This is a genomic window from Azoarcus sp. TTM-91, from assembly GCF_012911025.1.
In the GTDB taxonomy this organism is placed as follows: Bacteria; Pseudomonadota; Gammaproteobacteria; order Burkholderiales; family Rhodocyclaceae; genus Azoarcus.
This window is the reverse complement of record NZ_WUEI01000145.1, coordinates 1-10,201: the sequence shown is the minus strand read 5'-3', so window position 1 is coordinate 10,201 and position 10,201 is coordinate 1. Positions and strand designations below refer to the sequence as shown.

Genomic DNA, 10,201 nt, shown 5'->3' with positions numbered 1-10,201 from the left:
GGGCGGATGGCGTTCATGATGGACCGTGTTCCTCCAGGGGGAGAAGGGCGCTTCCTTGGGTGATTCCTGAGCTATCGGCGGGGGTGCCTTGCGCTACCGAGGCGCACTTGCCGGCTGCGGTGATGGCCTCGGCCAGGGCTGCGGTGAGCGAGGCAGGGTCGAAGGGCTTGCGCAGCACCGGCAGCTCGACGCCGGCGCGGCTCACCGCGTTGCCGCTGGCATAACCGGTGATGAGCAGGATGGGCAGTTGCGGCCGCAGCGCGCGGGCGCGGCCGGCCAGCTCCGGGCCGTCGATGCCGCCGGGCATCACCGTGTCGCTGATCAGTACCGCGATGTCCGGCACCGCCTCCAGCAACTCCAGTGCCTCGATGCCGTTGCCGGCCTCCAGCACCGCATGGCCGAGGCCGAGCAATTGCAGGCGGATGACCTTGCGCACCTCCGGCTCGTCTTCCACCAGCAGCACCGGGCCGGGCAGCTTCGCTGACTGCGTTGGGGCGGAGGATGGTGACGGCACGGGCGCCGGTGGCGGCGCCATCGGCAGCACGAAGCGCACATTGGTGCCACGCCCCGGCGTGCTGAGGATGCGGATGTTGCCGCCGGACTGGCGCAGGAAGCCGTAGACCATCGCCAGCCCCAGGCCGCTGCCGCCGCCGAAGGGCTTGGTGGTGAAGAAGGGCTCGAACACGCGCGGCAGCAGCGCCGGGTCTATGCCGCAGCCGGTGTCGGAGATGTCGATCTGCACGTAGTCGCCGGGGGGCACCTCCACCAGGTGGGCGATGTCCTCGCCCAGCTTCCGGTTGGAGACGGCGATGGTCAGCTCACCGCCCTCGGGCATGGCGTCGCGGGCGTTGAGTGCCAGGTTGAGGATGGCGTTTTCCAGCTGGTGCGGATCGACCAGCGCATGCAGCGGTTCGCCCGGCAGCCGCAGCCTCACCTTGATGGTCTCCGCCAGTGAGCGCACCAGCAGGTGGGACATGTTGTGTACCAGCACGCCGACCTCCACCGCGGTGGGCTCCAGCGTCTGCCGGCGCGAGAAGCTGAGCAGGCGCTTGATCAGCTCGGCGCCGCGGCGGGCGGCCTGCATCGCCGGCTCCAGGTATTCCGGCCGGGCGCCGGCCTCGGTCTGCATGGCGGAGAGGTTGCCGATGATGATGGTGAGGAGGTTGTTGAAGTCGTGCGCCAGCCCGCCGGTGAGCTGGCCCACCGCCTCCATCTTCTGCGCCTGGATCAGCGCCGCCTGGTTGGCCTTCTGTTCGGTGATGTCGGTGGACATGACGAAGAAGCCGGCGACCTCGCCATCGGCGCCGGCCTCGGGCACCAGCACGCTGCGGGCGTGCACCGTGTGGCCGTCGGCGCTCTTGCGGCTGTATTCGTAGGACACGCGCTCGCCGCCGCGGGCCCGTTCGAGGTGCGGATGAACCTGGGCGTAGGCATCCTCGCCGAAAACGTCGCGGATGCTGCGGCCGACGATCTCGTCCTTGCCGCAGCCGAACCATTCGGCATAGCCACGGTTGGCGAACTGGTAGATGTCCTCGCGATCGACGTAGGCGATCAGCGCCGGGATGGAGTCGACGATGAGCTGCAGCCGCATCTCGCTGCGGCGCAGGGCGCCGGCGATCTGGTCCACCTCGGCATTGGCCTGGGCCAACTGCTCGTTGGCCTGCGCCAGCTGGGCGTTGGCTTGTTCCAGCTCGGCGGTGCGGGCGCGCACCCGGGCTTCCAGCGAGGCGTTCTGCTGCTGGATCAGCGCCTCGTAGCGGCGCTGCTCGGTGACGTCGGTCCACAGCGAGACGAAGCCGAGGTTGGGAATTGGCACGCCGCGTATCGACAATATCTTGCCGTTGGGGCGGGCGCGTTCGGTGTAGTGCGGCTGGAAGGCGCGGGCGGCGGCGACGCGCTGGGCGACCAGGGCGTCGATGTCGCCCGGCCCGTACTCGCCGCGCTCGGCGTTGTAGCGGATGAAGGCCTCGAAGGGCGTGCCGACCTCGGCCAGGGATTCCGGCAGCTCCAGCAAGGCGAGAAAGGCCTTGTTCCAGGCCACCAGCCGCGGGCCGGAATCGAATACCGCCAGGCCCTGGTCCAGCAGGTCCAGGCCGGCCAGCAGCAGATCGTACTGGCGGCGCTGTTCGGGGGTGTCAGTGCTAGTCGCCATATGCGGCGGGTCTCCATCCACTGAATCTCGTTTTATGCGGGCATGGTTGCACATTCGTCCGCGGGCGGAAACCCGCGGGGGCCGCCGGCCGCAGCGCTCAGTGTTGCGGCGCCGGCCGCTGCGGTTGCGCCAGCTGGCGGCGGAAGCGCTCCGGTGACAGGCCGGTCCAGCCCACCACCGCGCGGTAGAAGGCGGAGGCGTCCGCATAGCCGAGGTCGGCGGCGAGGGCGGCGATGGGCTGGTGGCTCTTGGCCAGGCGGGCGAGGGCGAGGTCGCGGCGCAGCGCGTCCTTGATGGCGCGGAAGCCGGAGCCTTCCTCCTCCAGCCGGCGATGCAGGCTGCGCGGCGACAGGTGCAGGCGGCGGGCGACGTCCTCCAGCGTCGGGTTGTCCGGCAGGGCGGCACGCAGCAGGTCGCGCACCCGCAGCACCATCTCGCGGTCGCGGCGGTAGAGCATGGTGATGCGGCCGGGGGCGCCGTCGAGGAAGGCGGCCAGCGCGGCTTCGTCGCGGCGCAGCGGCAGGTCGAGCAGATTGCGCTGGAAGCGGGCGGACAGCACTTCGCCGCCGAAGCTGGAGTGCTCGGTATAGACCAGGGCGTAGTCGTCCGCATGGGCCGGCCGGGCGTAGGGGAAGCGCACCGCGTCCAGCGCCAGGCCGCGGCCGGCGAACCAGCTGGCCACGCCGTGCACCAGGCGCAGCAGCCATTCGAAGGCGAAAACACGGGCGGGCGCGTCACGGTGCCCGGAGGCTTCGGCGTCGCCGGCCAGCGGGCGGGTTTCGGCGATGCGCAGTTCGGCGTGCTCGCCGTGGCGATGCAGGCTTAGCGCCAGGTCGGGCAGCACCAGCCGCAGGAAGCGGGCGGCGCGCTCCAGCGCTTCGCCCAGCGTGGCGGCGCCCAGCATGCCGCGGCAAAGGAACTCGAAGCAGCCGGGCGCCAGCGGGCGCGAGAACAGGCCGAAGCCCTCGTCGCCCAGCTCGGCGACGATGCGGTTGTAGAGCGCGGCGTAGCGTTCCAGCGCCACCCGCTCCCCGGCGCCGCCCAGGGCGATGCCGGTGGCGGCCAGCAGCGGCGCCGGGTCCAGCCCGCGCTGGCGCATGCCGGCCAGCATGCCGGTGACGAAGCCGGCGGCGACGGTGGCGCGCGGCCGCGCTGGCGGGGTGGCGCTGCGGGGCGGATCGGCACTCGTCCGGGTTTGCGGCATGGCGGGGAAGGCGGACCAAGATGGGGGGATTCTGCGCCCGGACCGTGGGCGGGAACAACTGGCGGTTTGTGCAATTCCGCCAGAACGGGCGTTCCATGCCTTGAACAAGCTATTGCAGTAATGGGAAAAGAGCGTCGCCGTAGCGCGGCGCAATGCCTGGCGGAATTTGCACGACTCCCGTCCGCGCCGGCAATGGCAATCCCGCCGGGCCACTCCTAGCATGGAGGAAGAAACCCGGAGAGGGAGCAGGAGACATGACCGACCTCAGCGTTGCCCGCAAGCTCACACCCTATCGTCCCGCCAACAAGGTGCGTTTCGTCACCGCGGCGGCGCTGTTCGACGGCCACGATGCCTCCATCAACATCATGCGCCGCATCCTGCAGGCCACCGGCGCCGAGGTGATCCATCTCGGCCACAACCGCGCGGTGGGCGAGATCGTCGCCGCCGCGCTGCAGGAGGACGTGCAGGGCATCGCCATCACCAGCTACCAGGGTGGCCACGTCGAGTTCTTCAAGTACATGCTGGACCTGCTGCGTGAGCAGGGTGCCGGCGACATCAAGGTGTTCGGCGGCGGCGGCGGCGTCATCGTGCCGGCGGAGATCCGCGAGCTGCACGACTACGGCGTCACCCGCATCTACTCGCCGGAGGACGGCGCCAGCCTTGGCCTGCAGGGCATGATCAACGACCTGGTGGAGCGCTGCGATTTCGATCTCGGCGGCGCTGCCCCCAGCGCGCCGGCGGCCATCCTCGCCGGCCTCGCCGACGGCGACCGCAGCGCCCGCCTGCGCCACCTGGCGCGCCTCATCACCGCGTTGGAGAACGGCGCCTGCAGCGAGGCGGCACGCCGGGCGCTGCTCGAAGCCGCCGCCGGGTTGAGGATTCCGGCGCTGGGCATCACCGGCACGGGCGGCGCCGGCAAGAGCTCGCTCACCGACGAGCTGGTGCGCCGCTTCCGCCTCGACCAGCAGGACGGCCTGCGCATCGCGCTGATCTCCATCGACCCCTCGCGCAAGCGCACCGGCGGCGCGCTGCTGGGCGACCGCATCCGCATGAACGCGATCGACCACCCCAACATCTTCATGCGCTCGCTGGCGACGCGGGAGACCGGCTCCGAGGTTTCCGCCGCGCTGCCTGAGGTCATCGCCGCCTGCCGCCTGGCCGGCTTCGATCTGGTGATCGTGGAAACCTCAGGCATCGGCCAGGGCGACGCCGCCATCGTGCCCTTCGTCGATCTCTCCCTCTATGTGATGACGCCCGAATTCGGCGCCGCCAGCCAGCTGGAGAAGATAGACATGCTGGACTTCGCCGATTTCATCGCCATCAACAAGTTCGACCGCAAGGGCGCCGAAGACGCCCTGCGCGACGTGCGCAAGCAGTACCAGCGCAACCGCGAGCTGTTCGCCCAGCCGGCGGAGGAAATGCCGGTGTTCGGCACCATGGCCAGCCGCTTCAACGATGACGGCGTCACCGCGCTCTACCATGCCCTGCTGCCGCGGCTGCGCGAGCAGGGGCTGGAGGCCGGCGCCGGCTGCCTGCCGGCGGTGGCGGTGAAAGCCTCTTCCCGCGGCCGCGCGGTGGTGCCGGCGGAGCGCAGCCGCTACCTCGCCGAGGTGGCCGACAGCTTGCGCGGCTATCACCGCACGGTGGCGGCGCAGGCCCGCATCGCCCGCGAGCGCCAGGCGCTGCGCACCAGCGGGCAGCTGCTGGAGGAAGCCGGCAAGGTGGCGGACGACGTTATCGCCCTGCATGCCGCCAAGGACCAGGCGCTGCTGCCGCAGGCGCGCGCCCTGCTCGACGGCTGGGCGGAAACCCGCCGCCGCTACGAGGCGGACGACTACGTGGTCAAGGTGCGCGACAAGGAGAGCCGCACCCGGCTCTACACCGAATCCCTGTCCGGCAACCGCATCCGCAAGGTCGCGCTGCCCGCCTTCGAGGACGAGGGCGAGCTGCTGCGCTTCCTGATGAAGGAGAACCTGCCCGGCGCCTTTCCGTACACCGCCGGCGTCTTCCCCTTCAAGCGCGAGGGCGAGGACCCGACGCGGATGTTCGCCGGCGAGGGCGACCCCTTCCGCACCAACCGCCGCTTCCACGCCTTGTCCGAGGGCATGCCGGCGCACCGCCTCAGCACCGCCTTCGACTCGGTGACGCTGTACGGCTGCGACCCCGACCTGCGGCCGGACATCTACGGCAAGGTCGGCAACTCCGGCGTCTCCATCGCCACGCTGGACGACATGAAGGTGCTCTACCAGGGCTTCGACCTGTGCGCGCCCAGCACCTCGGTGTCGATGACCATCAACGGCCCGGCGCCGGTCATCCTCGCCTTCTTCTTCAACACCGCCATCGACCAGCAGCTCGCCGCCTTCGAGGCCGCGCACGGTCGCGCGCCGGACGCCGGCGAACTCGCCGCGCTGCGGGCGCGCACCCTGGCCACGGTGCGCGGCACGGTGCAGGCCGACATCCTCAAGGAAGACCAGGGCCAGAACACCTGCATCTTCTCCACCGAGTTCGCGCTGAAGATGATGGGCGACATCCAGGAATACTTCGTGCGCCACAAGGTGCAGAACTTCTACTCCGTCTCCATCTCCGGCTACCACATCGCCGAGGCCGGCGCGAACCCCATCAGCCAGCTCGCCTTCACGCTCGCCAACGGCTTCACCTACGTCGAGAGCTACCTTGCCCGCGGCATGCACATCGACGATTTCGCGCCCAACCTCAGCTTCTTCTTCAGCAACGGCATGGACCCGGAATACACCGTGATCGGCCGCGTCGCCCGCCGCATCTGGGCGGTGGCGATGCGGGACAGGTACGGCGCCAACGAGCGCAGCCAGAAGCTGAAGTACCACGTGCAGACCTCAGGCCGCTCGCTGCACGCGCAGGAGATGGACTTCAACGACATCCGCACCACGCTGCAGGCGCTCATCGCCATCTACGACAACTGCAACAGCCTGCACACCAATGCCTATGACGAAGCCATCACCACTCCCACCGAGGAGAGCGTGCGGCGGGCGATGGCGATACAGCTCATCATCAACCGCGAGTGGGGGCTGGCGAAGAACGAGAACCCCAGCCAGGGCAGCTTCGTCATCGATGCGCTGACCGACCTGGTGGAGGAAGCGGTGCTGAAGGAGTTCGAGGCCATCGCCAGCCGCGGCGGCGTGCTCGGCGCGATGGAAAGCGGCTACCAGCGCGGCCGCATCCAGGAGGAATCCCTGCTCTACGAGCACCGCAAGCACGATGGCAGCCACCCCATCATCGGCGTGAACACCTTCCTCAACCCGCATCCGAAGGCGGCGCAGGAAGTCGTCCTCGCCCGCTCCACCGAGGAAGAAAAGCGCAGCCAGCTCGCCCGCCTCGCCGCCTTCCACGCCGCCCATCGCGAGGAGGCGCCGCTGTGGCTGGCACGGCTGCGCGATACGGTGATCGCCGATGGCAACGTGTTCGAGGTGCTGGTGGAAGCGGTGCGCCACTGCTCGCTGGGCCAGATCACCCAGGCGCTGTACGAGGTCGGCGGACAATACCGGCGGAATATGTGAGGCTTGGAGAACGCTTCCAGCAAAGACGGCGCTACGGCGCCGTTTTTGATTTCAATGGCATGGGCTGTGCATCGGGAACAATTCCCTACATTCCGCAAACAGTTGCGCAAAAAAGTGCTGTCACAGTAAGGACAATCAAAAGACGCCCGCACTGCCGCGGCGGACAAACAAGCCCGACCGCGAGCGGGCTGGAGACGAGCAGGGCCACACCAAAGGAGAACGGAGATGTCCGCATCCCACGGGCACGCCGCGCTTGCTGCCACCCTGGATACCTTTCCCCGCCTGTTGATGCACCACGCCCGGGTCCGCCCGGCGCGGCCGGCGATGCGGGAGAAGGAATACGGTATCTGGCAGACCTACAGCTGGGCCGAGGTGGCGAAAAACGTCCGCGCCATCGCCAGCGGGCTGGCGGCGTTGGGCTTCCGCCGCGGCGACCGGCTGGCGGTGATAGGCGACAACCGGCCGCGGCTGTACTGGGCGGTGGCCGCCTGCCAGTGCCTGGGCGGCATCCCGGTGATGCTGTACCAGGACGCGGTGGCGCAGGAGATGATCTACGTGCTGCAGGACGCCGAGATCCGCTTCGCGGTGGTGGAAGACCAGGAGCAGGTGGACAAGCTGCTGGAGATCGCCGCCGAGGTGCCCCTCCTCGAACATGTGCTCTACGACGACCCGCGCGGCCTGCGCCACTACGCCGACGCGCAGCTGATGGCGCTGGACACGCTGCAGGCACGTGGTGCCGCCCGCGACGCCGAGCGGCCGGCCTTCATCGACGGCGAGATCGACAAGGGCGCGGCCGACGACGTGTCGGTGATGCTCTATACCTCAGGCACCACCGGCAAACCCAAGGGCGTATGCCAGACGCACGGCGCCTTCATCGCCGCGGCGCGCGGCGGCACCGGCTTCGACCGGCTGGGCGAGGACGAGGACATCCTCTCCTACCTGCCAATGGCCTGGGTGGGCGACCACCTGTTTTCCTTCGCCCAGGCCATGGTCGCCGGCTTCACCATCAACTGCCCGGAGTCGGCGGAGACGGTGATGACCGACATGCGCGAGATCGGCCCCACCTACTACTTCGCGCCGCCGCGGGTGTTCGAGAACCTGCTGACCCAGGTGATGATCCGCATGGAGGACGCCGCCCGGCCCAAGCGCTGGCTGTTCCACCACTTCATGGCGGTCGCCCGCCGCCATGGCGCAGACCTGCTGGACGGCAGGCCGGTGGGGCTGGCGGCGCGGCTGCACTACGCGCTGGGGCGGCTGCTGATCTATGGCCCGCTGAAGAACGTGCTGGGCATGAGCCGCATCCGCGTTGCCTACACCGCCGGCGCCGCCATCGGCCCGGACCTGTTCCGCTTCTACCGCTCCCTCGGCGTGAACTTGAAGCAGCTCTACGGCCAGACCGAGACCTGCGCCTACGTCTGCCTGCAGCCGGACGGCGAGATCAAGCTGGACTCGGTGGGCAAGCCCGCGCCGGCGGTGGAGGTGAAGCTGGCCGACAACGGCGAGATCCTGGTGCGCGGCCCCATGCTGCTGAAGGCCTATTACAAGCGGGCGGAAGCCACCGCCGAGGCGCTGGACGCCGAGGGCTACTTCCAGACCGGCGACGCCGGCTTCTTCGACGACGACGGCCACCTCAAGATTATCGACCGCGCCAAGGACGTCGGCCGCCTGGCCAGCGGCGCGCTGTTCGCGCCCAACTACGTCGAGAACAAGCTCAAGTTTTTCCCGTACATCAAGGAGGCGGTGAGCTTCGGCAACCAGCGCGACTTCGTTGCTGCCTTCATCAACATCGACCTGGAGGCGGTGGGCAACTGGGCGGAGCGCCGCGGCATGGCCTACGCCGGCTATACCGACCTCGCCGCGCGGCCGGAGGTGTATGCGCTGATCCGCGACTGCGTGGAGCAGGTGAATGCCGACCTCGCCGCCGACGCCCGCATGGCCGGCGCCCAGGTGCGCCGCTTCCTGGTGCTGCACAAGGAGCTGGATGCCGACGACGGCGAGCTCACCCGCACGCGCAAAGTCAGGCGCAACTTCATCGCCGAGAAGTACGCGGTGCTGATCGCCGCGCTCTACGAGGGCAAGGCCAGCCAGTATATCGAGACCCAGGTGCAGTACGAGGACGGCCGTCTCGGCAGCATCGCCGCCGAGCTGCGCATAGAGGAAGCGGACACCGTCGCCGCCGGCAGCAGGTTGCGGCAGGCGGCCTGAACCGCGGAGCGCCGCAACAGGGACGTGCCGGGAACGAACTGAAGGGCCGCGCTGGAAACCGCGGTTGCCGCCCACGGAATGGAGAAGGAGCCCATGAGGATGAACGACATCGCCAGCGCGGTGCACGAGCAGGCGCCGCCGGCCGGCCATGCGGGCCGCATCGGCGGCGTGGTGCTCGACCTGCAGGGCATCTCGCTGTCCTTCGGCGGGGTGAAGGCGCTCACCGACATCAGCTTCGACGTGCGCGAGCACGAGATCCGCTCCATCATCGGCCCCAACGGCGCCGGCAAGAGCTCCATGCTCAACGTCATCAACGGCGTCTATCACCCGCAGCAGGGCCGCATCCTGTTCCGCGGCGAGGAACGCCGGCGCATGGAGCCGCATCGCGCCGCCGCCCAGGGCATCGCCCGCACCTTCCAGAACATCGCCCTGTTCAAGGGCATGAGCGTGCTGGACAACATCATGACCGGCCGCAATCTCAAGATGCGTTGCGGCCTGCTGCGCCACGCCCTGTACTGGGGCCCGGCGCAGCGGGAGGAGATCGCCCACCGCCTGAAGGTGGAGGAGATCATCGACTTCCTCGAGATCCAGGGCATACGCAAGACCCCGGTGGGCCGCCTGCCATACGGCCTGCAGAAGCGGGTGGAGCTGGGCCGGGCGCTGGCCGCCGAGCCCTCGCTGCTGCTGCTGGACGAGCCGATGGCGGGCATGAACGTGGAAGAGAAGCAGGACATGTGCCGCTTCATCCTGGATGTGAACGACCAGTTCGGTACCACCATCGTGCTCATCGAGCATGACATGGGCGTGGTCATGGACATCTCGGACCGGGTGGTGGTGCTGGACTACGGCCGCAAGATCGGCGACGGCCCGCCGGACGAGGTGAAGCGCAATCCGGAGGTGATCGCGGCGTATCTGGGGGCGGCGCATTGAGGGAGTCGGGATTCAGGGTTGAGTCATGGGGTGGTGCGCATTGAAGGATGAGTGTTGGTCGCTCGACGTATCGAGGGCGTTGCGAGGGTAGGGGGCGTACCGAGGGGCGGTTAAGGAAGGGGGCCAGCCGCAGAGCCGGCGTTCGGTTTTGCCCCCTCCCCCCTCGCGGGGGAGGAT

5 protein-coding genes are annotated in these 10,201 nt (G+C 69.0%); 3 read left to right on the top strand and 2 right to left on the bottom strand.

Going from position 1 to position 10,201, the window contains the following annotated elements:
* Positions 1 to 13: 13 nt before the first annotated feature.
* Together GRF61_RS21875 and GRF61_RS21870 are read right to left on the bottom strand one after the other, a co-directional pair.
* The gene (locus tag GRF61_RS21875; protein ID WP_169152741.1) at positions 14 to 2,152 is read right to left on the bottom strand and encodes a PAS-domain containing protein; all 2,139 of its coding nucleotides are present in this window, start codon (positions 2,150 to 2,152) and stop codon (positions 14 to 16) included.
* Between the two features lie 97 nt (positions 2,153 to 2,249).
* A complete protein-coding gene (locus GRF61_RS21870; protein WP_248281392.1) occupies positions 2,250 to 3,356 on the bottom strand; it encodes an AraC family transcriptional regulator in 1,107 nt (368 codons plus the stop codon).
* 254 nt (positions 3,357 to 3,610) lie between these two features.
* Between GRF61_RS21870 and icmF the strand changes: the two genes are divergently transcribed.
* The 3 genes from icmF (at position 3,611) to GRF61_RS21855 (ending at position 10,024) form a co-directional block, all read left to right on the top strand.
* A complete protein-coding gene (gene icmF / locus GRF61_RS21865; RefSeq protein ID WP_169152740.1) occupies positions 3,611 to 6,889 on the top strand; it encodes a fused isobutyryl-CoA mutase/GTPase IcmF in 3,279 nt (1,092 codons plus the stop codon).
* A gap of 225 nt (positions 6,890 to 7,114) precedes the next feature.
* The gene (locus GRF61_RS21860) at positions 7,115 to 9,094 is read left to right on the top strand and encodes an AMP-binding protein (RefSeq protein WP_169152739.1); all 1,980 of its coding nucleotides are present in this window, start codon (positions 7,115 to 7,117) and stop codon (positions 9,092 to 9,094) included.
* Between the two features lie 93 nt (positions 9,095 to 9,187).
* Positions 9,188 to 10,024: an ABC transporter ATP-binding protein gene (locus GRF61_RS21855; protein WP_169152738.1), complete on the top strand. Its 837-nt coding sequence runs from the start codon at positions 9,188 to 9,190 to the stop codon at positions 10,022 to 10,024.
* Positions 10,025 to 10,201: the final 177 nt, after the last annotated feature.